The sequence below is a fragment of the Agrobacterium larrymoorei genome (genome assembly GCF_030819275.1).
In the GTDB taxonomy this organism is placed as follows: domain Bacteria; phylum Pseudomonadota; class Alphaproteobacteria; order Rhizobiales; family Rhizobiaceae; genus Agrobacterium; species Agrobacterium larrymoorei_B.
Genome location: NZ_JAUTBL010000002.1, coordinates 1,972,315 through 1,998,846, shown reverse-complemented (window position 1 = coordinate 1,998,846; position 26,532 = coordinate 1,972,315). Strand labels below are relative to the sequence as shown.

The 26,532-nt window shown below is 59.4% G+C and carries 16 protein-coding genes and 1 pseudogene; 10 read left to right on the top strand and 7 right to left on the bottom strand.

The annotated features are described in order from the left end of the window. Window positions 1-86: 86 nt before the first annotated feature. Window positions 87-3,573 (bottom strand): annotated as a pseudogene (carB, locus tag QE408_RS18255) (carbamoyl-phosphate synthase large subunit). 259 nt (window positions 3,574-3,832) lie between these two features. Here carB and QE408_RS18250 point away from each other — a divergent pair. Next, window positions 3,833-4,501 (top strand): glutathione S-transferase, encoded by a 669-nt coding sequence (locus QE408_RS18250; RefSeq protein WP_306933614.1) that lies wholly within the window; start codon window positions 3,833-3,835, stop codon window positions 4,499-4,501. Between the two features lie 74 nt (window positions 4,502-4,575). After that, window positions 4,576-5,478 carry a KPN_02809 family neutral zinc metallopeptidase gene (ypfJ, locus tag QE408_RS18245; RefSeq protein ID WP_306933612.1) on the top strand — a complete coding sequence of 301 codons (903 nt, stop codon included), beginning with the start codon at window positions 4,576-4,578 and terminating at the stop codon, window positions 5,476-5,478. 71 nt (window positions 5,479-5,549) lie between these two features. On the opposite strand, the gene QE408_RS18240 is transcribed toward ypfJ, so the two are convergent. Both QE408_RS18240 and QE408_RS18235 read right to left on the bottom strand, forming a co-directional pair. Further along, the gene (locus QE408_RS18240; RefSeq protein ID WP_306933610.1) at window positions 5,550-7,964 is read right to left on the bottom strand and encodes a YbcC family protein; all 2,415 of its coding nucleotides are present in this window, start codon (window positions 7,962-7,964) and stop codon (window positions 5,550-5,552) included. 5 nt (window positions 7,965-7,969) lie between these two features. After that, a complete protein-coding gene (locus QE408_RS18235) occupies window positions 7,970-9,553 on the bottom strand; it encodes a proton-conducting transporter transmembrane domain-containing protein (RefSeq protein ID WP_306933607.1) in 1,584 nt (527 codons plus the stop codon). 124 nt (window positions 9,554-9,677) lie between these two features. On the opposite strand from QE408_RS18235, the gene QE408_RS18230 reads away from it, so the two are divergent. Then, window positions 9,678-10,553: a LysR family transcriptional regulator gene (locus QE408_RS18230; RefSeq protein ID WP_306933605.1), complete on the top strand. Its 876-nt coding sequence runs from the start codon at window positions 9,678-9,680 to the stop codon at window positions 10,551-10,553. Here the strand turns inward: QE408_RS18230 and QE408_RS18225 are convergent. Further along, entirely contained in the window at window positions 10,550-11,029 is a 480-nt protein-coding gene (locus tag QE408_RS18225) for a DUF2938 domain-containing protein (protein WP_306933603.1), read from the bottom strand. The two genes, QE408_RS18230 and QE408_RS18225, sit on opposite strands and share 4 nt — an antisense overlap. A 145-nt stretch (window positions 11,030-11,174) precedes the next feature. Continuing rightward, on the bottom strand, window positions 11,175-13,262 hold the full coding sequence (mcpU, locus tag QE408_RS18220; RefSeq protein WP_306933601.1) for a methyl-accepting chemotaxis protein McpU: 2,088 nt from the start codon (window positions 13,260-13,262) through the stop codon (window positions 11,175-11,177). A 318-nt stretch (window positions 13,263-13,580) separates the two neighbouring features. Between mcpU and QE408_RS18215 the strand changes: the two genes are divergently transcribed. Further along, window positions 13,581-14,984 carry an MATE family efflux transporter gene (locus tag QE408_RS18215; RefSeq protein ID WP_306933599.1) on the top strand — a complete coding sequence of 468 codons (1,404 nt, stop codon included), beginning with the start codon at window positions 13,581-13,583 and terminating at the stop codon, window positions 14,982-14,984. 59 nt (window positions 14,985-15,043) lie between these two features. Here QE408_RS18215 and carA read toward each other — a convergent pair whose 3' ends face one another. Beyond that, window positions 15,044-16,249, bottom strand: coding sequence for a glutamine-hydrolyzing carbamoyl-phosphate synthase small subunit (gene carA, locus QE408_RS18210; protein ID WP_306933598.1), 1,206 nt, complete (start codon window positions 16,247-16,249; stop codon window positions 15,044-15,046). Between the two features lie 326 nt (window positions 16,250-16,575). Here carA and QE408_RS18205 point away from each other — a divergent pair, with 326 nt between their 5' ends. The 6 genes from QE408_RS18205 to QE408_RS18185 all read left to right on the top strand — a co-directional run bounded on the left by QE408_RS18205 (window position 16,576) and on the right by QE408_RS18185 (window position 23,869). Continuing rightward, window positions 16,576-17,028 carry a GatB/YqeY domain-containing protein gene (locus QE408_RS18205; RefSeq protein ID WP_306933597.1) on the top strand — a complete coding sequence of 151 codons (453 nt, stop codon included), beginning with the start codon at window positions 16,576-16,578 and terminating at the stop codon, window positions 17,026-17,028. A 411-nt stretch (window positions 17,029-17,439) separates the two neighbouring features. Then, complete coding sequence (gene dnaG / locus QE408_RS18200; protein WP_306933595.1) at window positions 17,440-19,425, top strand: DNA primase; 1,986 nt, start codon at window positions 17,440-17,442, stop codon at window positions 19,423-19,425. A gap of 494 nt (window positions 19,426-19,919) precedes the next feature. Next, on the top strand, window positions 19,920-21,974 hold the full coding sequence (rpoD, locus tag QE408_RS18195) for an RNA polymerase sigma factor RpoD (protein WP_306933592.1): 2,055 nt from the start codon (window positions 19,920-19,922) through the stop codon (window positions 21,972-21,974). Between the two features lie 96 nt (window positions 21,975-22,070). Beyond that, window positions 22,071-22,895: a hypothetical protein gene (locus QE408_RS18190; RefSeq protein ID WP_306933590.1), complete on the top strand. Its 825-nt coding sequence runs from the start codon at window positions 22,071-22,073 to the stop codon at window positions 22,893-22,895. Then, entirely contained in the window at window positions 22,888-23,070 is a 183-nt protein-coding gene (locus QE408_RS23050; RefSeq protein ID WP_373465566.1) for a DUF930 domain-containing protein, read from the top strand. The genes QE408_RS18190 and QE408_RS23050 overlap by 8 nt, the downstream gene beginning before the upstream one ends. 47 nt (window positions 23,071-23,117) lie before the next feature. After that, window positions 23,118-23,869 (top strand): IS5 family transposase gene (locus QE408_RS18185; RefSeq protein WP_306933588.1). Its coding sequence is split into 2 segments (ribosomal slippage): window positions 23,118-23,448 and window positions 23,448-23,869, totalling 753 coding nucleotides; the frame shifts between segments, so codons are not numbered across the junction. A gap of 82 nt (window positions 23,870-23,951) precedes the next feature. On the opposite strand, the gene QE408_RS18180 is transcribed toward QE408_RS18185, so the two are convergent. Then, window positions 23,952-26,504: an HWE histidine kinase domain-containing protein gene (locus QE408_RS18180; RefSeq protein ID WP_306933586.1), complete on the bottom strand. Its 2,553-nt coding sequence runs from the start codon at window positions 26,502-26,504 to the stop codon at window positions 23,952-23,954. Between the last annotated feature and the right edge of the window lie 28 nt (window positions 26,505-26,532).

Here is a 26,532-nt window from a genome sequence, read left to right as displayed (position 1 = left end):
CTTCCACATACCGCAACGAAAATGGCCTCCCCATTTGGGGAGGCCTTTGTTTTGGAACGCTCTTTCGTTCAATTCTTCGCCGTTTCTCAGAAGTAGCTCTGCAGCGGCTTCACTTCGAGGTTGCCGGCCTTCAGCGCCTTGATGGCAAGGGCTGCAGCTTCCGCACCGGCCATTGTGGTGTAGTAGGGCACCTTCTGCATCAGCGTTGCGCGGCGCAACGACTTGGAGTCGGAGATCGCCTTGTTGCTGTCGGTGGTGTTGATCACCAGCTGAACCTGACGGTTGCGGATACCATCCTCAATGTGCGGACGACCTTCCTGCACCTTATTGATCTTTTCGGCTGCGATGCCCTGTTCGGCGAGGAAGCGCTGTGTGCCGCCGGTGGCCAGAACCTTGAATCCTGCTTCCACCAGAATGCGGATCGCCGGCAGGACGCCTTCCTTGTCCTGATCGCGCACCGAGACGAAGACCGTACCGGAGCGGGGCAGGTCGACACCAGCGCCCAGCTGCGACTTGGCAAAGGCCAGTGCGAAATCGGTATCGAGGCCGATGACTTCGCCGGTCGAGCGCATTTCCGGTCCGAGCAGAATGTCGACGCCGGGGAAGCGGGCGAATGGGAAGACGGCTTCCTTGACGGCGATGTGCTTCAGGTTGCGCGGATCGGGCTTTTCGCCATAGGCGGCAATTGCCTGGTCGAGCTTTTCACCCGCCATAACGCGGGCTGCGATCTTGGCAATCGGTGCGCCGATGGTTTTGGCAACGAAGGGTACGGTACGCGAAGCGCGCGGGTTGACTTCGAGAACGTAAATGGTGCCGTCCTTGATGGCATATTGAACGTTCATCAGGCGCACCGACCTTCAGCGCCTTGGCAAGGGCTGCGGTCTGGCGTTCCAGCTCATCCAGCGTCTCTGGAGAGAGCGAGCGCGCCGGCAGCGAGCAGGCGGAGTCGCCGGAGTGGATGCCAGCCTCTTCGATATGCTCCATGATACCGGAGACGAAGACGTTTTCGCCGTCGCACAGCGCGTCGACGTCCACTTCGACCGCGTTGGTCAGGTAGCTATCGAAAAGCAGCGGATTCTTGCCGAGCAGGGTGTTGATCTGGCCGGTCTTGTCGTTCGGGTAGCGCTGCTTGATGTCTTCCGGCACGAGGCCCGGAACGGTGTCGAGCAGGTAGGTCTGCAACTGGCCTTCCGAATGGATGATCTGCATGGCGCGGCCACCCAGAACGTAGGACGGGCGAACGACCAGCGGGAAGCCGATTTCGGAGGCGACGAGACGTGCCTGTTCGACAGAGTAGGCGATACCGTTGTTCGGCTGCGCCAGATCGAGCTTCATCAGCAGCTTCTGGAAGCGGTCGCGGTCTTCGGCAAGGTCGATCATGTCCGGCGCGGTGCCGAGGATCGGAATGCCGTTCTTTTCCAGCGCTTCTGCGAGCTTCAGCGGTGTCTGACCACCGAACTGCACGATGACGCCGACAAGTTCGCCCTTTTCCTGCTCCGCGCGCATGATCTCGATCACGTCTTCTGCCGTCAGCGGTTCAAAGTAGAGGCGGTCGGAAGTGTCGTAGTCGGTCGAAACCGTTTCCGGGTTGCAGTTGATCATGATGGCTTCGAAGCCAGCATCCTTGAGCGCGAAGGCGGCATGGCAGCAGCAATAGTCGAACTCGATGCCCTGGCCGATACGGTTCGGGCCACCGCCAAGGATGACGACCTTCTTGCGGTCTGACACTTGCGCTTCTGAGCGCAGCGCGCCGACGAATGGCGTCTCATAGGTGGAGTACATATAGGCGGTGGGAGAGGCGAATTCGGCAGCGCAAGTGTCGATGCGCTTGAAGACGGGGCGCACATTCAGGCTGTTGCGCAGTTCTGCCACTTCCTTCGGGCGCTTGCCGGTCAGGCTTGCCAGACGCGCATCGGAGAAGCCCATGGCTTTCAGCATGCGCAGGTTCTCGGCATCGGTCGGAAGGCCATGTTCGCGGATACGCGCTTCCATGTCGACGATTGCCTTGAACTGGGCGATGAACCACGGATCGATCTTGGAGTTCTCGTGCACTTCGGCTTCGCTCATGCCCGTGCGCAGAGCCTGGGCAACCATGCGCAGGCGGTCCGGTGTCGGCGTGCCGATGGCAGCGCGGATGGCGTTCTTGGAGCCTTCGCCTTCTTCGTAGCCGGGGATTTCGATCTCATCGAGACCGGTGAGGCCGGTTTCCATGCCGCGCAGCGCCTTCTGCAGCGATTCGGCGAAGGTGCGGCCAATCGCCATGACTTCACCGACCGACTTCATCGCGGTGGTCAGGATCGGCGAGGCGCCTGGGAATTTTTCGAAGGCGAAGCGCGGGATCTTCGTCACGACATAGTCGATGGACGGTTCGAAGGAAGCGGGCGTTGCGCCGCCTGTGATGTCGTTGTCGAGTTCGTCCAGCGTATAGCCGATGGCAAGCTTGGCTGCGACCTTGGCGATCGGGAAGCCGGTTGCCTTGGAGGCGAGCGCCGACGAGCGCGACACGCGCGGGTTCATTTCGATGACGACGAGGCGGCCGTCTTTCGGATTGACGGCGAACTGGACGTTCGAGCCGCCGGTTTCGACGCCGATCTCACGCAGAACCGCAATCGAGGCGTTGCGCATGATCTGGTATTCTTTGTCCGTCAGCGTCAGCGCCGGAGCAACGGTGATGGAGTCGCCGGTGTGGACGCCCATCGGGTCGATGTTTTCGATGGAGCAGATGATGATGCAGTTGTCCGCCTTGTCGCGGACGACTTCCATTTCATATTCCTTCCAGCCGAGAACCGATTCTTCGACCAGAACTTCGGTTGTGGGCGAGGCATCGAGACCGCCCGACACGATGTCGAAGAACTCCGAGCGGTTATAGGCAATGCCGCCGCCAGTGCCGCCAAGCGTGAAGGATGGGCGAATGATGGCCGGCAGGCCGACATGGTCGATCGCCTGGGCAGCGATTGCCATGGCATGCGCCATGTAGCGCTGCTTGCGGTCGGTTTCGCCGAGGTTCCACTGGTTTTCCAGCTCGTCGAGGGCCTTGTCCAGCTCTGCGCCGGACAGCTTGCTCTTCAGTTCTGCGCGGGCCGCTTCATGCTTCTTGCGGTCGGCATCCTTGATCTCGGTGGCATTGGCCAGCATCGAGCGGGGGGTTTCGAGACCGATCTTCGCCATGGCTTCGCGGAAGAGGGCGCGGTCTTCGGCCTTATCGATGGCTTCGGGCTTCGCGCCGATCATCTCGACATTGTAGCGGTCGAGCACGCCCATGCGCTTCAAGGAGAGGGCCGTGTTCAGCGCGGTCTGGCCGCCCATGGTGGGCAGCAGCGCATCGGGACGTTCCTTGGCAATGATCTTGGCAACCACTTCCGGCGTGATCGGTTCGACGTAGGTCGCGTCCGCAAGGCCGGGGTCCGTCATGATGGTGGCGGGGTTGGAGTTGACCAGGATGACCCGGTAACCTTCTTCCTTCAGCGCCTTACAGGCCTGTGTGCCGGAATAGTCGAATTCGCATGCCTGACCGATGACGATCGGTCCCGCGCCAATGATGAGGATGGACTTGATATCTTGGCGCTTTGGCATGGCTCTCGTTCCGCTTTCGTGTTGCGCAAAAAACGGCCATGGTGAAACTTCACCGGCCGGGGCGCGCAATTCCAAATGTTTTCAGGCTAGAAGCGGCTTATAGGCAAATGTTTTGGCGAACGGAACCCCGAATCTTCGCTTTCCGACAGGAAAGTTCGCTTGTCGCAAAAGGATCATGCCGGGTGATCCTGAGCGCACTGTCAAACGTAAGCATCTTCAAGCGCTTAAATCGTCGCCTCCAACCGGATGCAGGATAATCATGATCATCGTTCATTACCTGGAAAATTCCCGCGCGCACCGCATTCTCTGGCTGCTGGAGGAACTTGAGCTTCCCTATGAGGTGAAGACCTACAAGCGCGGGTCGGATATGCGCGCGCCGAAGAGCCTCAAACAGGTCCATCCACTCGGCAAGTCTCCAGTGATCGAGGATCGGGGTACGGTTTATGCAGAGAGTGGCGCGATCATCGAATATCTTCTCGACACCTATGGCGAGGGCAAGTTCCGCCCGGAGAAGGGTACGGATACCTATCGCCGCTACCTCTATTGGCTGCATTATGCCGAAGGCTCGGCCATGCCGCTTCTCTTGCTCAAGCTTCTGTTCTCACGCCTTCCGAGCCAGATGCCGTTTTTCATGCGGCCCGTTGCGGGTCTGATCTCGAAGGGAGTCTCGGAAAAACTCATCGATCCGCAGCTGATCGACCACGTGGCATATTGGGAGGCTGAACTTTCCAGGCAAGGCTATTTCGCCGGCGACACGTTGACCGGCGCGGACATCGCCATGAGCTTTCCGGTCGAGGCGGCCGTGAGCCGTGCGGATGGTGTTGGGGAAACGCAAGCGATCAGACGTTTCCTCGACGCCATCCGCGCAAGGCCCGCCTATCAGCGCGCGCTAGAGAAAGGCGGAGCCTATATCTACGCTCGCAGCTGATGCTGGTACTCCTCTTGCGGGAACGCTTTGCGGTAGTTAGCGTTTAGCGCAAGCATATTGAAGGGGAGATTGCCATGCAGTGGAGAGGGCGCCGCCAGTCGGACAACATCGAAGATAGACGCGGCATGTCGACCGGCGGCATGGGCGGCGGCGGCGGTTTTCGCCTACCGACCGGCGGTAGCGGGGGTGGTATCGGTATCGGCGGTCTCGTCGTTATTCTGCTGATCAGTTGGGCGCTCGGCATCAATCCGCTCACACTGCTTTCCGGCGGTGATATGTACTCGGATAGCGGCAGTCAGCAACAGCAGCAGACAGGCACGCGTCCGCAAGGCCAATCCAGCGACGAGACGACCGCGTTCGTCCGCACCATTCTGGCTGAGACAGAAGATACCTGGGGCAAGATCTTCCAGGCGTCCGGCGAGACCTATCAGAAGCCGACGCTGGTCCTGTTCTCCGGCCAGGTTCGCTCTGCCTGCGGTAACGCGACGTCGGCATCCGGCCCGTTCTACTGCCCGGTGGATCGCAAGGTCTATCTGGACACCGACTTCTTCCGCGAACTTTCACAGCGTTTCGGCGCCTCCGGGGACTTTGCCCAGGCCTATGTGATTGCGCATGAGGTGGGCCATCATGTGCAGAACCTCACGGGCGTGCTTCCGGAATTCAACCAGCGTCGCCAGTCCATGAGCGAGAGCCAGGCCAATGCGCTATCGGTGAAGGTCGAATTGCAGGCCGATTGCTATGCCGGCATCTGGGGCAAGTCCACTCAACAGAAGGGCATTCTTGAGGCTGGCGATCTGGAAGAGGCGCTGAACGCCGCCCACCAGATCGGTGATGATACGCTGCAGAAGAGAACGCAGGGTTATGTCGTGCCCGATAGCTTCAACCATGGTACCTCGGCGCAGCGAGTCGAATGGTTCCGCCGCGGATTTGAGAGTGGTCGGGTTGAAGACTGCGATACATTCTCGGCGGATATTTGATCGGTATCAAGTCTCGCCGTCATCCTCGCCTCAAGGGCGAGGATGACGGTTGGAGGTGATGAGATAGACCCTCAGCTGGCCAGCTTTCGGGAGAGAGTTTCCCGCTCTCCACCGTCCAACTTTTCCCAAGTCCCACCATTCCCATAGCGCCAGGCAAGCTGGCCTTGATCGTCGATGGTGATCAGCGCGAGCCAACCATTGTCGAAGAGCGCGCGTACCTGCGGATGCCGATGCAGGATGTCGGTGATCGCTTCCTTTGGGGCCTCGACAGCGATGGTGAGCCGCAGCGGCTCGTGGACGAGGTTTTCACCATCATGCACCGACTGCCCGGGCAGGCCAGCCCGCAGGTTTCCGCCATTCCCTTCAACGACGCCGATGCCGCCGACGACATTGTGCAGCAGTTTGTTGCCAGCGCCGAAGAGGGAGGGTGCCACGACCGAGCCGAAATATTGCAGGCTGATCCAGCTTGCGACGACCACAGGTGCCGTCAGAATCAGTTCGAGGACCTTGAAACCCTCATCCTTCTGCCAGACGTAGTCATGGAGGAAGGCCTGACCTTCAAGCGACCGTCCGGCGGTGCGCGACCTTGGGGCCGCGATGAAAGCACGGCATCCGGCAAGGCCGAGCTCAGGCCGGGTTTCGGACCAGTCGCGAGCGCGGGCAAGCAAGGTCTTGTCCGTCGCCCTTGGTAGACGCTGCGCCCGCTCGGCTCTGGTCAGTCGACCGGCGTCGGCCAGCCACCGGCGGATTTGTGCCAGATCCTTGTGAGCGACATCACGGTCCAGATCGTCATCGAAGAGTGTTACGCGGTCCGTGGTGGTATCGTGCAGACCGGCGATGAAGACGGTGTCAGCCGGAATTTGGATACCTTTCTCCGAAAGCGCTTCGCGCACGGCCCGGTCGTTGATCAGATCCGCGAGCAGCCGGGCATTAACGTCACCCCCATGGCCGCCACAGGCGCCGCAGTGAAGGGCGCTGGCATAGGGGTTGTTGACGACATTGGCGCCGTGGCCGCAGATCAGCACGAAGCGGGCGAACCCCTCCGTGAGCGACATGGCTTTCAGCACTTTTTCGGCGATGGCAGTTCTCGTTTCCAGATCGACGCCTGGGGCGAAACGCGGCTTCCCCTTGTCAGGCGGGTTGCCCTTGGTGAAGCGCAAGCCGTCCCGCAGCAGCTTGCCGGCATAGACCGGGCCCATCGCCTCGACGAAGGCAAATGAGGAGACAGCGGCGAGCTTGAACCGGCCCCAGGCGCGGATGGCGCGTGCTCCAAACCGAGCCTTCTGGTCAGCCTTCTTGTTGTCATCGACGGCGCTGCAACTGAAGACCGACGGCTTCAACAGGACAGGCAGCCGGTGTTCGGCCACATCGGAGGCAAAGCCGTGATGGCTTGTGCCAAGGCCGAAGAAGCCGGCAAAGCCTAGCGTGCGAACGGACGAGTCCATGCTTTCAAGCGCCCGCCGGAAGACCTCGGACCGGACATCGATGCAGAAGGCTGCCTGTAGCATGGGCCGTTGGTCCGTCACCGTGACGGGCGTATGGGCGGCGAGCGCGGATGCGAGCTTCCTCTGTGCCGCGTGTTCGGCGGAAGATTGCAGGATGCTGTCGATCTGGATGTCGCGATTGGCGACAACGGGCTCGACATGGGCAGTGCGGACCTTGCGCCATTCCGCCTCGATATCTGCCTTGTGCCGCAGGTAAAGCGCTTCCTCGAAGACCAGCCGGATTGCGAGAAGCTCAAGCGCTGTTGTGTCTTCCCCGCCCTGGACTTCAGCCTTGAACTGGATGTGGCGGGCATATTGCGCCCAGCCGCCCAGCGTCAGCAGCAGTTGGTGGAAATAGGTGCCGGGCTCAGCGCCAAGTCCAAGCGAAACGCAAGCCCGCTCAATTGCGGCATGCGGTGTTTCGGGAGTGTCAGACACATGGATGCCAAAACCCCTGAGACCGAGGATTTCCGGGGTGAGGTCGTGGGTCGCGAAGGCACGCCAGGCGGCATAGAGGCCGTTGCGCCTCGATGCAGCCCACAGTGCCTGGCCCTGATCGAAGAAGCCGGCCGCAAAGGTGCCGATCCGATCTGAGATGAGGCCCGGCCAATCCTTGCCTGTCGCCTGTGACGCGAGATCCGCGACCGTTGGCAAAGCCCTGACCTCTGATGCTTCGTCCGACAGGGATTCCTTGAGCGCGACGAGATCGATGCTGGCATCCAAACCGTTCGATTGGAGGGCTGCGAGGATGTCCTCGTCGGTGATTTCGCCCTCGGCGATCTTTTCGGCGACGTGTTTGCGGGGCAGAGCAAGCCGCACGCCGCCAATGCGGGCAAGGAGAGCCGAGGTCTTGTCGAAGGTCTCATGCACCTGGCCGAGAAATGGGTTGACGGCGACGGTTGCCGTCAAGGGCCAGGCTGGCGGTATAGCCCGCACCGCCTGATCTGCGGCTTTCGCCAAAGCCTCACCGTGAAGCGTATCGACTGGGGTCGTGTTGGTCATGAGGCTTACTCCTTGACGGAAGCAGAGGTTGCGGGGGCGGAGGCGGGAAGTTTCCAGCCGCCGAGCAGGCGATCGAAGAGGGCGTTGACGTAAAGTCCGTTGACGAGGTGGACGCGAAGACCCGCCGCTGCCGGATGATAGGCCCAGAGGGGGAAGAGCGATTGCGCGATTGCCACGAGACCGAAGGTGACGACGGCGAGCAGCATCAGCGTCCATTCCAGCGGACCAGGCTGCGGTGGAGGCGGAAGCGTGCCGTGCATCAGCGCGTCAGCAACTTTCTGCAGAGCGAAATAGGCTGTTGCGGCCAGGACGGCGTAGAGCGAGGTGCGCCAGGTGAGCGCCCAAGGAGCGGCATCTGCCAGACCCTGGGCGATCAGATAGGCGACCCCGAAGATCAGGATTGCACCGAGTGCCAGCGCCTGCGGTGGTTTGTCGGCAAAGCCGAAGAGGAGACCAATCACCGCGTAGATGGCGAGAGCCAACAGGAAGGCGCGCGTGACCGCCTTTGCATTGGGAATGGTGATCGGGCCGGGACGCCGGATCGAGGCGACGGTTTCGATTGCCGAGCCGGAGGACAGAAACGCATGGGCCTTGTAGAGGGAGTGCGCGACGATGTGCAGCAGCGCGATTGGGAAGAGCGCCAGGCCGCATTGCAGGATCATGAAGCCCATCTGCGCTACCGTCGACCAGGCGAGCGACGTCTTTACCGCGGATTGCGTCAGCATCACCACGCTGCCGAAGATCGCGGTAAAGCCACCGACCATGACCAGAACCGCAAGCACTATGGGTGCCTGAAGCATGACATCGGCGAAGCGGATGAGGAGGAAGCCGCCAGCATTCACGACGCCCGCGTGGAGGAGCGCGGAAACGGGCGTGGGCGTCTCCATGACCTCCGTCAGCCAACCATGAGTGGGAAACTGTGCAGACTTCAGAAGGGCCGCGACAGCAAGGAGTGCAGCAGCGGCGATTGTGAGTGGTTGGCCTTGACCCTGCTGCGCTTTGGCGAGGATGGTCGCGATGTCGCCAGTTTCGAACCACACTGCAAGCAGGATGACGGCGCCGATCAGGGCGAGATCGCCAAGCCTCGAGACGGCGAACTTCTTGCGGGCCGCGCGCCTGGCAGCAACCCGTTCGGGATAGAAGATCAGCAACTGGTGAAGCAGAAGACTTGCCGCGCACCAGCCGATGACGAGTTGCAGTAATGTGCCGGATTGAACAAGCAGCAGAACCGCTGCAAGCGTCGCCGTCATCCAGCCGGTGAAGGGTCCTTGCCGCGCTTCGCCGTCGAGAAAGGTCCCGGCATAGCGCAGCACGACCCAGCCGATGAAGGAAACGAGCAGCAGCATCACAAGGCTGACGAGGTCGAGCCTTGAGCCGAGCGCGATGTAGCCGTAGCCGAGCGCCGGGCTGGTGCCAGGTCCGTGGAGAGCGAGGACAAGGCCTGAGAGGAGCGCGATGAGAATGGACGCAAGGGCGGCCAGTTCGGCGACGCGGATCGCCGCGCGGGGCCGGAGGCCCGGTGCCTTGAATGCATTATATGAGGCATAGGCGAGAAGGAGGGGCGCGAGGAGCGGTAGAGCATAGATCACGGGAGTTCTCCGGTCTGTGGCTGCTTCGGGAGAATGAGCAGCGGCGTGTGACAGACGAAGTAGCAGGAACTGGAACCGCAGAAAAATTCATTGTTTCGCGCAAAACGTTCTATAAAATAGAACGATGTCGGATCTCAATTATCATCATCTTCGCTATTTCCGCGCGGTCGCTCACGACGGCAATCTGACGCGTGCGGCCGAACGGTTGAACCTGTCGCAGTCAGCATTGTCCATTCAGATCAAGCAGTTGGAGGAGCGACTTGGTCATGCGCTCTTCGAGCGGCGAGGGCGGCAGCTTTATCTGACGGAGGCGGGACGCATTGCGCTTGACCGCGCCGATACAATCTTTGCTGCCGGTGAAGAACTGATCGAGACGCTGAAGGAAACGGGGCGAAGCCGTCGCGCCATCCGCATCGGTGCACTGGCGACGCTGTCACGCAACTTCCAGATCGAGTTTCTGCGGCCAATATTGGGGCGTTCGGATGTTGATATGATTCTGCGCTCAGGCAGCACGAGTGAGCTGTTGGGCGCGCTGGAAACGCTGAACCTCGACATTGTTCTTCTCAACCAGCCGCCTATGGCGGATTCCGTGACACCCTTCATCGCCCAACATATTTATCAGCAACGGGTCAGCCTCGTCGGCAGGCCATCCTTCGGCAAGCCGGGTGCGACGCTCGCCGATCTCTTGTCCGAACATCCGGTGATCCTGCCGACACTCGAGAGCGGTGTGCGTGCCCAGTTCGAGGCCTTGACAGCGCGGCTTGGCCTCAGCCCCCAGATTGCGGCGGAAGTCGATGACATGGCGATGATGCGTCTTCTGGCACGCGAGGGAGCAGGGCTTGCGGTCCTGCCGCCTATCGTCGTCAAAGGAGAACTGGAGGCGGGAACGCTGGTGGAGTTCGATGCGCTGCCGGGCATGGTCGAATCCTTCTACGCCGTGACGATCAAGCGCCGTTTCCCCAACCCGCTGTTGAAGCCGCTTCTGCAGGGTGAAGTTTAAGCGATCAGCAAAGCGGTGACGAACATGCCAAGCGCGAAGATCGTGTGGGCAACGAGGTTGAGCGCACGCACCTTGTTGGGGTTCGGTGTCTTGGAGGCAGCCCAGCCGATACCGAGACCGGGTTGCAGCAGGAACCAGCCTGCGCCGACCGTGACGATGCCGACGATGAAGGGCAAGAGGAATGTGGGGGCTGCGAACCAGCCGGTGGGCACGATGAGCGCAAGGAGAATGCCGTAGAGGATACCCACGGCATAATGGGCGATCCAGCCGATCGCGACTTCATTGGCGTGCGGCTCAGCCGTCGCAATGCTGTCGTGGAAGACCTTGCCTTTGGGCAGATGCCAGAACCAGCGACCGACGGGCCCCCAATTGGCGGCCGGTTGGCTGAAGGCACGGTGCAGGATGATCGCCCAGACATCCATGAAGAGTGTGCCACCGATGCCCATCGCCGTGCCGCGCCAGAGAATCTCCCACATTCGTTGTTCCTCCGAATCGTAATCTGGAAACCATGTCTCGCGCCTGAGGGCGAGGCAAGGGCAGGCAGGCTCTCCCGTGTCTGACGCGACAGAAAAGGCCCGAAAACCATTCAAGGATCTCGGGCCGAATATGTCACGCTAACGATCAGGCGGCTTGGCCGTAGCTCCTCTGTGGGCGTTCGTTCTGCGATAGCTTGAACTGGGCGAGCAGCGTCTTCAGTGCCGCGGCTTCCGTGGCGAGGCCATGGCTGGCGGCTGTCTGCTCTTCCACCATTGCAGCGTTCTGTTGCGTGCCTTGGTCGATCGTGTTGATCGCGGTGTTGATCTCCTGAAGACCGGTGGACTGTTCGCGGGTGGCGCGCACGATGGCGTCGATGTGCTTGTTGATCTCCTGCACTTCCGCAACGATGGTGTCCAGCGCCTTGCCGGCATTGCCGACCAGCGTCACGCCGGAGGCAACCTGCGTGGTGGAGGTGCTGATCAGGGTCTTGATTTCCTTCGCGGCATTGGCAGAGCGTTGAGCGAGTTCGCGCACTTCCTGGGCAACGACCGCGAAGCCCTTGCCCGCTTCGCCCGCGCGGGCCGCTTCCACGCCTGCATTGAGCGCAAGCAGGTTGGTCTGGAAGGCAATCTCGTCGATGACGCCGATGATCTTGGAGATTTCGGTGGAGGAGTGCTCGATGCCCTCCATGGCCTTAACCGCATCGCCAACCACCACACCGGATTGTTCTGCGTTCTGACGCGCACGCTCGACCAGACGACCGACCTCTTCGGCGCGCTTCGCCGAATCCTTGACGGTGGTGGTGATCTCTTCCAACGCTGCTGCGGTCTCTTCGACGGACGCCGCCTGCTGCTCGGTGCGCTTGGAGAGATCATCCGCCGAATGACGGATTTCGCTCGCGCCCGCGTCGATGGCGTTCGCGTTGTGGCCGACATTGACGAGAGCTGCATTGAGCTTGGTGATGGAGTCGTTGAAGTCGGAGCGCAGGCGATCGACGCGCGCAACGAAGGGCGTGTTGATACGGTAGTTCAGATTGCCATTGGAAAGATGGGTCAGGCCTTCGGCCAGCGCATCAACGGCAAACTGGATATCGGCACTGTCCTTCGCGGATTGCCGCTCGCGTTCGGCGCGCTCCTGTTCCGTCATGGTGCGGTTGCGTTCGGCATCGCCCTCCAGACGCTGGCGCTCCAGTGCATTGGTGCGGAAGACGGCAACGGCGCTGGCCATAGAGCCGATCTGGTCGGTGCGCTCCTGGCCGGGAATGGCGATATTGAGATTGCCGGCGGCAAGCTGCTCCATAGCGGAGGTCATGCGTGTTACCGGTGCGATGACCACGCGGCTGAGAAGCAGAATCAGGCAGCCGATCATGCAGGCAACGGCAAGGACCGTCGCGATGATCGCCGCCACGCGAAAGTCGGAGACAGACGCGAAGGCGGCTTTGCTGTCGACGACGAAGCCCAGGTGCCAGTTGACGGACGGCAAGCCCTCCACCGGAATGAAGCTGATGATCTTATCGGCGCCGTTCAACTGCGTCTGGCTAAGCGCGGTGCTGATCTTCGGCGTGTCCACGGGGAAGAGATCTGCGAGCTTTTTGGAGATCACGCTCGCATCCGGGTGGATGAGGATTGTGCCGTCATTATTGACAAGGAAGGCGTAGCCATCCGGGCCGGCATCGATCTTCTTGATGATGTCGACAAGGCTTGTCAGCGTGAAATCGCTTGCGGCAACACCTGCCAGCTTGCCGCTGCGCTTCACCGGGATGGCGGCACTGACCACAAGTTCGCTGGTGGAGGAATCGATATAGGGTTCGGTCAGGATCGGCGCGTTGACCGCAACGGCCGCCTGGTACCATGGGCGTTTGCGCGGGTCATAGCCCTCCGGCATTTTTTCGCTGGGCCACATGGTGAAGACACCGGCCTCATCGCCGAAATAGGTCGACTTGAATTCGCGGGCCAGAACGTCATTCTCGAGTGCCTTCTGGAGCGTTACCTGATCGGCGCCCTTGCTCAGGGCAGAGGCAACCATCTCGGTCATGATGACGCGACCGTTCAGCCAGTTGGCAATGCTGGTTGCTGCTTCTTCACCGGTGGAATTGACCTTTTCGGAGACAAAGCTGTGGGCAGCACTGCGCTGGAGGCTGTCGATGTAAATGGAGAAACCGGCGAAGGCAGCGACGACAAGACAAGAAGCGGAAATAACGATCCGCGTCATCAAGTTCGATTTCGTGGACAAAATAATGGTCCTCGGATGGTCCGGCCTGAGACCGGATTGACTGGAAACATGCCATTGGCAATTGCGGCGCGCATCATGCACCCGAGAATTGATTTTCATCAGCTAAGAAACGTTTGAGTGAGAACTGTAAATATAAGCTTAAGCTGATGTTTTCCATCGCACTTCGCGGGTCGATCGACTTGATCTTCCGTTACGGCAGTGGACAGCTTGATTTTCAGGCAGTGCGCCTTTTTGTTGCGCAGTTCTGCCAAGTCTTTTATGCAAGAGATCTACCGCTTCCAGCATCCTCTGGAAGCGGTTTCAGTTTGAGGTGGGATCATGTCTTCGTCGGAAGCTGTCGGGAACGTGTCGCAGGGCGGCAGTTCATGGGCCGCGCATTTGCGCGCTACGCTTGCATTGGGTATTCCGCTCATCGGAGCGCAACTGGCGCAGCTTGGCATTCATACCACCGACATGATCATCGTCGGCCAGCTCGGCGCAGAAAAGCTTGCCGCCATGGTGCTGGCCGGTCAGTTCTTTTTCGTCGTCTTCATCTTCGGCTCCGGTTTTTCTGTCGCCGTCGTTCCCATGGTTGCCAATGCCTACGGGCAGGGGGATGCGACATCTGCGCGGCGCGCGCTCCGCATGGGCATGTGGGTGGCGATAGCCTACTGGCTGCTGGCGCTCGGTATTTTCCACAATGCGGAGCGTATCCTGGTGGCGCTTGGGCAAAATCCGAACGTGGCGAAGCTGACGGGCGATTACCTCGCCATTTCCAAGTTTGGCATGCTTCCGGGCCTGCTGTTCTATGTGATGCGCGGTCTGGTCAGCGCTATCGGGCGCGCGAGCATTGTTCTCTATGCCACGATCGCCATGCTGCTGCTCAACGGCGTTTTGGCCTATGGCCTTGTTCTTGGCCATTTTGGCCTGCCCGCGATGGGCATGAATGGCGCTGCCGTGGTGGCCGTCATCGTCAATCTTTTCAGTCTTCTCTTCATCGTCATCTATATTCAGACGCAGGAAGAAACACGCCAGTACGAGCTCTTCGTGCGCTTCTGGAAGCCGGATTGGAAGGCGCTTGGCGAGGTGTTGCGTCTTGGTCTCCCCATCAGCATTACCATTTTGGCGGAAGTCACGCTGTTTTCGGCGGCGTCCATTCTGATCGGCCAGATCGGCACGATCGAACTTGCGGCCCACGGCATTGCGCTGCAATTGGCCTCGCTTGCCTTCATGATCCCGCTTGGACTGTCGCAAGCCGCCACAGTCCGCATCGGCGTTGCTCATGGCAGAGGCGATTATCCCAATCTGATCCGGGCTGCGATCACCGTCTATGCAGTCGCTTGCGTGATTGCAATTTGCGGAGGGATACTCTTCGCGCTGGTGCCTGAAAGGCTCGGCAGCCTGTTCCTCGATGGGCGCCTTCCCGAGGCGCCGCAGGTGCTGGCTTATGCGTCGACGCTGATTATCATGGCCGGTCTGTTCCAGCTGGTGGACGGTATCCAGGCCGTGGCCGCAGGCTTGCTGCGCGGGTTGAAGGATGCACGTGTGCCAGCTCTTCTCGCTCTTATTTCCTATTGGCCCATCGGCCTCGGACTCGCCTGGACCATGGCCTTTCCGCTCGGCTTCGGGGGTGTGGGCGTCTGGTCTGGATTTGTCGTGGGGCTCAGTGCTGCGGCGATCATGCTCACCACGCGCTTCTATCTGTTGGTGAAGCGCGAGATGAAGACGGCAGGTAAGGTGTGAAACGAAAACGGCCCGCGTTGACGCGGGCCGAGTATCATCTGGAATAAAGACGAGTCTTATCAGCGCTCTGCGAGGGCCGGTTCGCCCTTCTTCTCACGCAGCAGGTTGACGAAGCGGCGGAAGAGGTAGTGGCTGTCCTGCGGGCCCGGCGAAGCTTCCGGGTGGTGCTGCACCGAGAAGACCGGCTTGCCGGTGATGCGCAGGCCGCAATTGGTGCCGTCGAAGAGCGACGTGTGAGTCTCTTCAACGCCTTCCGGCAGAGACTTCGCATCCACCGCAAAGCCGTGGTTCATAGAGACGATTTCCACTTTGCCGGTGGTGAAATCCTTGACCGGGTGGTTTGCGCCATGGTGGCCCTGGTGCATCTTCTCGGTCTTGGCGCCAACGGCAAGGCCGAGCATCTGGTGGCCGAGGCAGATGCCGAAGATCGGCAGCTCGGTCTGGATGAGGTTCTGGATGACGGGAACCGCATAGACGCCGGTCGCCGCAGGGTCTCCCGGACCGTTGGAGAGGAAGACGCCATCCGGCTTCAGCGCCATGATATCTTCGGCGGAGGTCTGTGCCGGAACGACGGTGACCTTGCAATCCAGACCGGCAAAGAGACGAAGGATGTTGCGCTTCACGCCGAAGTCGACGCAAACGACATGGTACTTGGCGTCTTTTTCACCGAGCGTGCCATAGCCCTGGCCCCACTCCCATGGCGTTTCGTTCCAGACGGAGGACTGGCCGGAGGTGGCTTCGATGGCGAGATCGAGGCCGACGAGACCGCTCCAGGCCTTGGCTTCTGCCTTCAGCGCTTCGATATCGAAAACGCCATTCGGATCGTGGGCGATGACCGCGTTCGGCGCGCCGTTTTCGCGGATCCAGGCAGTCAGCGCGCGGGTGTCGATGCCGCAGAGACCGATGATGCCGCGGCTCTTCAGCCAGGCGTCGAGATGCTTGGCGGCGCGGTAGTTGGACGGATCGGTGATATCGGCCTTGAAGATGACGCCAACCGCGCCGTGGCGTGCTGCCGGCGTCAGGTCTTCGATGTCTTCGTCATTGGTGCCGATATTGCCGATATGCGGGAAAGTGAAGGTGACGATCTGGCCGAGATAGGACGGGTCGGTCAGGATTTCCTCGTAGCCCGTCAGCGCGGTGTTGAAGCAGACTTCCGCCTGAACCTTGCCTGTTGCGCCGATGCCGGTTCCCTCGATCACGGTGCCATCTGCAAGAACGAGCATGGCGGTCGGTTTGCGTGTTGTCCAGGGAGCTGTCTCGGTCATCTCGTTTTCCGTTTCTGCCGGTCCGGCCCGCCTCTTGAAAGGCAGGACGAAAGCGGTCATGTTTTCTCGCGGAGTAAGGACGCGCGAAAGCCTTCGCGTCGTAACCTTCGTTAAATTCTCGTGCAGGTGCCGGAAAATAACGGAAGCGGTCCGTGCGGTCAACCGCGGGGCCGGTGAATCCGCAGGAATTAAAAGCAAGCGTCTTCAAGAACTTGAGCAAAGGGTTTGCCGATTGGCGCCTGCTCGTTTATGTCACCCGCACAATTGTTAAGGAAAGTCTTGCGCTGGAAATATCTTCACGCCCGGCTTTCCAAGGAGAAACAAAGATGATCCGCGATACATTCGCAAGCGCCCTGAAAGAAGCCATGAAGGCCAAGGATGCCCTTCGCCTGTCGACGATCCGTCTCGTGCAGACGGCGATCAAGGATCGCGATATTGCCAATCGCGGTGTCGGCAAGGAGCCTGTTTCGGACGAGGAGATCCTGCAGATTCTCGCCAAGATGATCAAGCAGCGCGAAGAGTCTTCTGCCATCTACGAGAAGGCCGGGCGCGATGAACTCGCCAAGCAGGAGCGCGACGAAATCGCCATCATCAAGTCTTTCATGCCGGAAGAGATTCCAGAGGCGGACGTTCGCGGCATTATCGAAGGCGTGATTGCCGAGACGGAGGCATCGGGCCTGCGTGACATGGGCAAGGTTATGGCTGTGCTGAAGGAGCGCTATCCGGGTCGTATCGATTTCGGCAAGGCGTCCGCTCAGATCAAGGATTTGCTGAAGTAAATCCGGCACGCTCCACCGCGACCGTTGACTGACGATAAACGTAAGAAAGGCAGGGCATATGTGGGTGCCCTGCCTTTCTTTTACCGGAAGGTACGCCTGCGGACTGGCGATCTCTTATCGGGCGAGCGGTGGGGGGATTTCGCCCGGGCCTTCCGGCGTTACTCATCACTCTCGACCTCATGTCGATGATGAGAGATTGCCACGCGTCTTGCCCTTCTTCAAATTACAAATAGGTAATTTGGAGTGCGGGGTTTCTGCCGCAATTTCGCCTGAAGTTTCGATAGGCGAGGTGATTTGCCTATGTGCGGTAGACTGTGAATAACGGGCATGATGGCGCGGCAGGCTTGGTATTTTGCAGCCGACAGGCTTATATAGAAGATCGGCGGATGGCCGGCAGAGATTTCAGGTACAATGCGCTTTTCAAACTCCTTCCTCGACGAGATACGCGACCGGGTGAACATCTCCGATGTCATCGGCAAACGCGTGACGTGGGACAGGAAGAAGAGCAACGCCTCGAAGGGCGACTATTGGGCTTGCTGCCCATTCCATGGCGAAAAGAGTCCGAGCTTTCACTGCGAGGATCGCAAGGGTCGTTACCATTGCTTCGGTTGTGGTGTGTCCGGCGATCATTTCCGTTTCCTGACGGACCTCGACGGGATGGCCTTTCCAGAGGCTGTGCAGCAGATTGCCGATATGGCAGGCGTTGCCATGCCGCAGCCGGATGTGCAGGCCGAGCGGCGCGAACGCGAGCGGGCCTCGCTTCAGGACGTCATGGAAATGGCGACCCTGTTCTTCCAGGATCAGTTGCAGACGGCGGCAGGAGCGAGAGCGCGCGCCTATCTGCGCGATCGTGGCTTGACGGGACGCACGATCGAAACCTTCCGCCTTGGCTATGCGCCGGACAGCCGTAATGCGCTGAAAGAGCATCTTGCCGCCAAGGGCATCAGCAAGGAGCAGATGGAGGCTTGCGGCCTTGTGGTGCATGAGAACGTGCCGGTTTCCTACGACCGCTTCCGCGACCGCATCATGTTTCCGATCCTGTCTTCGCGCGAAAAGGTCATTGCCTTTGGCGGGCGCGCCATGGCGGCGGATGCGCTGGCGAAATATCTGAACTCGAACGAAACCGAGCTCTTTCACAAGGGCAACGTCCTGTACAATTTCGCCCGTGCACGCCGGGCCACACAATCTGCTGGAACGGTCATTGCCGTCGAAGGCTATATGGATGTGATCGCGCTCTATCAGGCGGGCGTCGAAAATGCCGTCGCGCCGCTCGGTACGGCGCTGACCGAGAACCAGCTTGAGCTTCTCTGGAAGATGTCGTCACAGCCCGTGCTTTGCTTCGATGGCGACGGCGCGGGTATTCGTGCCGCCAACCGTGCGGCGGATCTGGCGCTGCCGCATATCAAGCCGGGCCGGTCTGTCAGCTTCGCTTTGCTTCCCGACGGTAAGGACCCGGACGATCTGGTGCGCCACGAGGGCAGGGCGCCTTTCGACCGTGTACTCTCCGAGGCAAAGCCGCTGGCCTCGATGATCTGGAGCCGTGAGACCGCATCGACCGCTTTCGATACGCCGGAAAAACGGGCCGAGCTGGAAAACCGTCTGCGCCAGATCGTGTCGGTCATTGGCGACGAAAGCGTGCGCCGCTTCTACCAGCAGGATATGCGCGACCGGCTGAATGCGTTCTTTCAGCCGCAATTTCAGCGCGGCGGCAGCAATATGCCGAACCGCAATTTCGGTCGTGGTGCTCCGTCCAATGGCAGGAATGGGCAGCGCGGGCAGGTTGGAGCGTCTTCCAGCGGTGGCGGTGGGATTTCCGATCGGCTCAGCCAGTCCGGTCTGGTAAAGGGGTATCTGACGACGCCAGCGCTTCGCGAAAGCGTGTTGGCGCTGACCATCGTCAACCATCCGCTGTTGCTGTTGGAGGAGTATGACGAGATTGCCGCGATCGACTACGAAAACCGTGATCTTCAGCGTCTCTGGTCGCAGGTGCTGACCTATGCCGCGGAGAATGCGGCGGAGCTTTCGCGTGCCAGCCTGATGGAGCGGTTGGGAGCGCACGGGTTCGACGCGCTTATGAAGGCGATGAACCAGCAGGTGCGCAATGCGCGGCTTTGGACCGCGACCGAGCAGGCAGCCCCTGAGGATGCGCGTGAGGGCTATGTGCAGGCGCTGTCGCTTCACAAGCGTACCAAGGCGTTGAGATGGCAGAAGATCGATCTGGAGCGGGAGATTGCCGAGGCGACGGAGGCAGGCGATGGCGAGCGTGTCGGTCTTCTGATGCGCGCCCTTTCCGAAGTGCAGCTTGAGATTGGACGGATGGAAAATCAGGAAGCGATCATCGATGGTTTCGGTGTGATGTCGGGCAGGGTGAAGGGTCCTGCTTACGGGCATGGATGAAGCCTGTCTTGATCGGTGACATAGGCTTGTCGTGCGTGAAGCTCTTGCTTTGCCGTTTCTCGTTGCCGCAAAATTGCGTGACGTTTTCGTGCGGCGCGCATGTGTTGTTTCGACGCGCTCAGGCTTGCCTTTTGTAATTATTGCCCTAAATAGGGGATAAGTTGGTGAAGGCCCGCAAAATGTTGCCGCTGTGACGGCTTTTTCGGTTTTTAACCCTAGGTCTGGCCGGAAAGGCTTGACGTAACGGGAAATAGCGGGAATCACCATTTCAGGAAAAGTAAGGTGGAATGGACCTTGGCGGATCGAAACTGCATGAGCACGTATTTCCGGATGCACTGTCTTAAGGTTCCACCGGTAGGTGCCGCGTTTAATCGGCAATTAAAGATCATTCCGTTAGGTGTTTGACGTGATTCGGGGCTGTTGCCGGAAACCTTTGTAAGGTGGACGGCGTTGGCCCGAGGCGGATGTGAGCGTCAGGGAAAGCGACGAGATAGATGGCAACCAAAGTCAAAGAAAACGAAGAAGCTGAAAACGAACGCGATGGCGCGACGGATGGGCCGCTTCTCGATCTTTCGGATGACGCGGTCAAGAAAATGATCAAGGCCGCGAAGAAGCGCGGCTACGTCACTATGGACGAACTCAACGAAGTTCTGCCGTCCGATCAGGTCGATCCCGATCGCATTGAAGACATCATGGCGATGCTCAGTGAGATGGGCATCAATGTCGTTGAGGACGAGGACGCTGAGGAAGCCTCCCCTGAGGCCGATAGCGACGATTCCGACGGGGAAGAGGCCGAGGGTGGCGAACTTGCGCCTTCCAGCGGCACAGCACTTGCGACCGCCAAAAAGAAAGAACCTACAGACCGCACCGACGATCCGGTGCGCATGTATCTGCGCGAAATGGGCTCGGTAGAGCTTCTGTCGCGCGAAGGCGAAATTGCGATCGCCAAGCGCATCGAGGCTGGCCGCGAGACAATGATCTCCGGCCTGTGCGAAAGCCCATTGACGTTCCAGGCGCTGATCATCTGGCGCGACGAACTCAACGAAGGCACGACGCTGCTGCGCGAGATCATCGATCTCGAAACGACCTATTCCGGTCCTGAGGCCAAGGCTGCACCGCAGTTCCAGAGCCCGGAAAAGATCGAGGCTGACCGCAAGGCCGCCGAAGAAAAGGAAAAGACCCGCCGCGCCCGTAATCCGGGCGGCGATGACGACGTGACGAATGTCGGCGGCGAAGGCTTGCCGCCGGAAGAGGAAGAAGAGGACGACGACGAGTCGAACCTGTCTCTCGCGGCCATGGAAGCGGAACTGCGTCCGCAGGTCATGGAAACGCTGGACACGATTGCCGATACCTACAAGAAGCTGCGCAAGCTTCAGGATCAGCAGGTCGAGGCGCGTCTTGCCTGCACGGGCACACTGTCCACCGGTCAGGAGCGTCGCTACAAGGAACTGAAGGATCAGTTGATCACGGCGGTGAAGTCGCTGTCGCTGAACCAGAACCGTATCGACAGCCTTGTCGAGCAGCTCTACGACATTTCCAAGCGTCTGATGCAGAACGAAGGTCGTTTGTTGCGTCTTGCCGAATCCTACGGCGTGAAGCGCGATAGCTTCCTCGAGCAGTATCACGGTGCGGAACTCGATCCGAACTGGATGAAGTCGATCGCCAATCTTGCAGCCAAGGGCTGGAAGGAATTTGCGCGCGAAGAGAACAACACGATCCGCGATATCCGCCAGGAAATTCAGAACCTGGCGCAGGAAACCGGTATTTCGATCGCTGAATTCCGCCGCATCGTTTCGATGGTGCAGAAGGGTGAGCGCGAGGCGCGCATCGCCAAGAAGGAAATGGTGGAAGCCAACCTTCGTCTGGTGATCTCGATTGCCAAGAAGTACACCAACCGCGGTCTCCAGTTCCTCGATCTTATTCAGGAAGGCAATATCGGCCTGATGAAGGCGGTCGACAAGTTCGAGTACCGTCGCGGCTACAAGTTCTCGACCTATGCGACGTGGTGGATTCGTCAGGCGATCACCCGCTCGATCGCAGACCAGGCGCGCACCATCCGTATTCCGGTGCACATGATCGAAACGATCAACAAGATCGTTCGTACATCGCGCCAGATGCTGCATGAAATCGGTCGCGAACCGACCCCTGAAGAGCTGGCTGAAAAGCTTGCGATGCCGCTTGAAAAGGTCCGCAAGGTTCTGAAGATTGCCAAGGAGCCGATCTCGCTCGAAACGCCGGTGGGTGACGAAGAAGATTCGCATCTCGGCGACTTCATCGAGGACAAGAACGCGCTTCTGCCGATCGACGCTGCCATCCAGGCGAACCTTCGTGAAACCACGACCCGCGTCCTCGCATCGCTGACGCCACGTGAAGAGCGCGTCCTGCGTATGCGCTTCGGCATCGGCATGAACACCGACCACACGCTGGAAGAAGTCGGCCAGCAGTTCTCGGTGACGCGCGAACGTATCCGCCAGATCGAGGCGAAGGCGCTGCGCAAGCTGAAGCACCCGAGCCGGTCGCGCAAGCTGCGCTCGTTCCTCGACAGCTGATCGGCAGTCGCACAAGATTTGAAACCCGGTCAGACGATGGCCGGGTTTTTTGCTTTCAACGGGGCCGATCCTCATTCGACTAAGATATCAACGCCTATGGAAAAGCCACCGACAAAGACGAAAAGAGAAAGGAGTTGGACCGTTCCGATCTCCGTGCTGCTGCATGTCGTGGTAATCGGTGCTTTTTATCTTCAATGGCCTGAAACGCCGCTCAAGTCTGCCGAGCCAGATAGTGTCAGCGTGGAACTCGTGGAGCCGCCCAAAGAAGAGCCACCGCTAGAGGAAAAGAAAGCGGAGGAAGCGAAGAAGCCGGAACCACCTCCACCGGTTCCAACGCTTAACCAGCCCACGCCGCCTTCGTCGCCATCGCCGGCTATAGTGCCACCAGTTGCGCTTCGCCCGGAGCCGACGCAACTCGATGAGAAGGACCAGCCGGGAAGGCAGGAAAACACGGGCGGGGAGGCGAAGCCGGAGCCCAGTCTATCCAAGCAATCAGAAGCGGACACGAAAGCACATCAGCCGACGGTGGAACACAGCAACCCTGCAGATGAAGCTGTGAAAGAAGCGATGGAAGGTGTCCCACAAGCTGCAACGGGCGAAATTGCGGCGGCTGAGAAGCAGAGCGATGAAGTTGCGGCTGCGGTTCCGACGCCCAAACCTAAGGTGGATGACACGGAACACGAGACGCAGACGAACGCCTCAGGTTTTGGCGACCCCAAGCTGAAGCCAGCACGAAAGATACTGTCCGGGCCTACTCTGGCTGACCCCATGTCCAGACAATTTCTCGCTGAACTCCCACCCAAGAAAAGGCTTGTTCAGTTATGCATCGCTGAGGCCTTGGCGCAGATCTTTGCGGCTCGCTCCGGTCAAAGGGGGACCGGGAGGACTTACGCCCTTCACCGGGAAGGGTGGCGTGATTAGCGCGAATGTCTTGGACGCGCGCGGAGGCGCGTTCAACGTTGGGCCCGAATGGTATCCTATCGATTTCCGCTGTGAGGCCGATCTCGACAATTATGCTGTGACAGACTTCAGTTACAATATCGGGAGCAAGTTGTCTGTTTCAGAGGCGAAGCGGCGAGGGCTGCCTGCCTTCTAGGGTCTGTGGGGATTCACAAATCAGCTTGGATGTGATTCACGCTTCGGATGGATCGTTTTGTACTAACAGATGCCCAATGGGCGAAGATAGAACCGCATTGTCTTGGGAAGCCTATGGATCCGGGACGCAGCGGAAGAAACAATCGACTGTTCATTGAAGCGGTGCTTTGGATTGTGCGTACGGGCAGCCCATGGCGTGATCTGCCTACTACATTTGGCAACTGGAGCACCGCATTCCGCCGGTTTCGCGACTGGCGTGAAGCCGACATTTTCAAACGTATATTCGATGCCCTCTCTGATGAACCGGACATGGAATACGCCATGGTCGATGCGACCATCGTCAAGGTCCGCCGACACGGTCAAGGCGCAAAAGGGGGACTCAGAGCCAGGCCGTTGGTCGCTCAAAAGGCGGGATGACAACCAAAATCCTGGCCCTGACCGATGCTTTGGGCAATCTGGTTCGGTTCGAATTGCTGCCGGGCAATCGCTTCGATACGGTCGGCGTCGCGCCGCTCATCGATGGGATCAAATTCGGTGCGCTGCTCGCAGACAAGGCTTTCGATAGCAATAACATTGTGGCCGATCTCAACGAGCGCGGTGCAAAAATTGTCATCTCGCAACATTCACGTCGATCAGTGCCTCTCCAAATCGACACAGAAATTTACAAATGGGGACACCTGATCGAAAACTTCTTTTGCAAACTCAAGGAGTTCAAGCGCATCGCCATGAGAGCTTGCAAAACGGACCAGAGCTTTCGGGCCATGATCTATCTGGCGGTCGCTGTGGTCAACTCACGATGAATCCCCACAGAACCTAGAACGTTTCTATTTAACAAGGAAACGCTCTAAAGCAGGCAGGCCGCTGCCACATTGTCGTTCGAGATTACGCCTCGACCTTCTTACCAACGAGCTTGCCGATGGATGAGAGCAGGGAGTCTTCGTCATATGGCTTGCGGATGATCGGCACATGCGAAAGTTCGCCCGGCACCATGATGCCATCGGCATAACCGGTGGCAAACATGAAGGGGATTTCACGTCTCAGCAATTCGTAAGCAACCGGGATCGAGGTGTCGGTTCCAAGATTGATATCGAGGATCGCGACGTCCGGCTTTGCCGTTTTCAGCTTCTCCAGCGCCATGGCGGATGATGTCGCTGTTTCGATGTCGGTAATGCCATGCTGTTCCAGCATGTACTCCACATCCATGGCGATCAGCATCTGATCTTCAACGAGAAATACGTTCAACTTGTCCTCCGGGGAATAGGATGCGAAATCGGCTTTTCCGCCGATCTGCGTGTCGTTGGCCGTCTCCACGACGCTGACCGAGGCGTGGCGCGCGGGGATGAGAATTTGTGCCTCCAGACCATGGGGCAGATAATCGATGCGGCTCTTGCCGCCGAGGTCATAGGGAACGCTGCGGCTGATGAGGGCCGTTCCGAAGCCGGTTTTCGCCGGTGGCGTTATTCTGGTGCGGGCTTTTTCCTGCCAGTCGAGTACGACGTCACGCCGCTCGTTGAGGCGCCAAGCGACCGAAAGCTCCCCGCCGGCATGGGCAAGTGCGCCATATTTGGCGGCATTGGTCGCAAGCTCATGGAGCACGAGCGCCATGACCGAGAAGGCGCGCGAATCCAGCACAACGGCTGGTCCATCGAGCGAAATCACGGTCTCGGGAGACCGATGGGGCGAGAGCTCTGCCTCAAGAAGATCTTTCAACATGCCGCCGCCTTCGCCGCGGACCACCTGGTCATGCGCAAAGGAAAGCGCCTGGATGCGTCCCTTCAGTGCCGTCACATATTCCTGCAGCGTGCGGCCTTCCTGGGTGGGGTTGCCCACCAGGGATTTGATGATGGCCAGCACGTTCTTGACGCGGTGGTTCAGCTCTTCGTTCAGCATGCGCTGGCGCACTTCCGCCTGCGCTCTCTCATCCGCCATCAACTCGCTATGGCGGAAGGCCACTTCCACCAGGGCAACGCGGGCCGCTTCGGCAATCTGGCGGTCTTCCTCCGTCCAGGGCTGGGCTTGCTTGTGAACGGTTTCCTTCCAGATCGCGAAACTCTTGCGCGGCGTCAGACGGTCGCCCAGCGGTCCGGTCTGATAGGATTTCTCCGGATTTCCGCCCCAGTTGAGTGTCTGTATCAGTTCCTTGCGGAAGAACAGGAGATAGTCGTTCTTCACTTGCGAGAGCGATACCGCCATCAGCCCCGCCGTCTGGTCGCTATACTCTTCCGCTTCTGGAAGGTGGTTCAACAGGGCATGCGTCGCCCACACCTTGCCCTCAGCAACGGAGTGCAGCAGCCTGCCAATCTGGGGAATGGCCGCATCGGGTGGCGTGCTGCCGACACCATACCAGTTGTCGTTCATCCAGAGACCAACGCCATCGCAAGGCATCAGCGTTTTGAAGTCGTTCAGGTTGTCGGCCAGAAGCTCTTCTATATTCGTCTGGTGAGTAGCGAGGCGCAGGAACCGATCGAGTGCGGCATGCGCGTCCTGCGTCGTCATCAGCTTTTTCTGCTGTTTGAGCGCCTGAAGGTGCAGGGAGAAGAACTCGCCAAACATTTCCGCCGCAATGCGCACCGGCATGGGCAGGATTCGTGGAGAATAATGATGGCAGGCAATCAGTCCCCACAGCTTGCCCTCGACAATGATGGAGATCGACATGGATGCCGACACACCCATATTGCGAAGATATTCCAGGTGAATGGGCGAGACGCTGCGCAGATGGGCGTAGGAGAGATCGAGATGCTCTCCGGATGCATCGATGCGCGGGATGACGGGGACGGTTTCACCTTCGGTGCTGGAAATGATGCGGAGCGTATTCTTGAGATAAAGAGTGCGCGCCTGCTGGGGAATGTCGCTTGCCGGAAAATACTGGCCGAGAAAGCTTTCGAGCGCCGGCTGTTTCGCTTCCGATATGACCTTGCCCGCGCCATCCTGCTCAAAGCGGTAGATCATGACACGGTCGTAGCCGAGCATCGCCTTGATCAGGCGGGATGTGCGGGAAATCAGACTGTCGACATTGTCGGCTTCACGAATGCGATCGATCATCAACTGAGCGGTGTGAAGAGGCTGTGCCTCATCGGTCGCCGCTTCCAGCTCTATAATGGTGATGGATTTATAGCGGTGGATCGCAACATCATAGGCTCTGCCGTTGCCCATACGGACATTGGGCAGGAGAGCCGCGCGGTTGCTGTTTGCCGTGACAGTCAAGGCATTGCGCAGATCATGGACGGCGGTGTGGCCGAAAATCTCTTCGATCTGGCGTCCGGTCAGGTCGCCTGAGATGCCCAGAAAGGTTTCGCAGTTCTCGGAATAGCGAAGGATGGTGCGCATGGCGTTATCGCACGCGATCAAACAGCCATGCGGCTGAATGCTGCCTGGAATGTGGATCGGTTCTCTATCGCAGTTTGTGAGATCGACCTTCTGGTCTAAAGGCATCATGGGTCAGTGTTCCAAGCGCAGTGTTATG

What these genes read in the sequence shown, in the direction of transcription:
- QE408_RS18250 (WP_306933614.1), top strand. Translation starts at nt 3,833, where the DNA reads ATGATCATCGTTCATTACCTGGAAAATTCCCGCGCGCACCGCATTCTC.
- QE408_RS18180 (WP_306933586.1), bottom strand. Translation starts at nt 26,504, where the DNA reads ATGATGCCTTTAGACCAGAAGGTCGATCTCACAAACTGCGATAGAGAA.
- carA (WP_306933598.1), bottom strand. Translation starts at nt 16,249, where the DNA reads ATGACCGAGACAGCTCCCTGGACAACACGCAAACCGACCGCCATGCTC.
- QE408_RS18240 (WP_306933610.1), bottom strand. Translation starts at nt 7,964, where the DNA reads ATGACCAACACGACCCCAGTCGATACGCTTCACGGTGAGGCTTTGGCG.
- QE408_RS18230 (WP_306933605.1), top strand. Translation starts at nt 9,678, where the DNA reads ATGTCGGATCTCAATTATCATCATCTTCGCTATTTCCGCGCGGTCGCT.
- QE408_RS18215 (WP_306933599.1), top strand. Translation starts at nt 13,581, where the DNA reads ATGTCTTCGTCGGAAGCTGTCGGGAACGTGTCGCAGGGCGGCAGTTCA.
- rpoD (WP_306933592.1), top strand. Translation starts at nt 19,920, where the DNA reads ATGGCAACCAAAGTCAAAGAAAACGAAGAAGCTGAAAACGAACGCGAT.
- QE408_RS18205 (WP_306933597.1), top strand. Translation starts at nt 16,576, where the DNA reads ATGATCCGCGATACATTCGCAAGCGCCCTGAAAGAAGCCATGAAGGCC.
- QE408_RS18190 (WP_306933590.1), top strand. Translation starts at nt 22,071, where the DNA reads ATGGAAAAGCCACCGACAAAGACGAAAAGAGAAAGGAGTTGGACCGTT.
- dnaG (WP_306933595.1), top strand. Translation starts at nt 17,440, where the DNA reads ATGCGCTTTTCAAACTCCTTCCTCGACGAGATACGCGACCGGGTGAAC.
- QE408_RS18225 (WP_306933603.1), bottom strand. Translation starts at nt 11,029, where the DNA reads ATGTGGGAGATTCTCTGGCGCGGCACGGCGATGGGCATCGGTGGCACA.
- ypfJ (WP_306933612.1), top strand. Translation starts at nt 4,576, where the DNA reads ATGCAGTGGAGAGGGCGCCGCCAGTCGGACAACATCGAAGATAGACGC.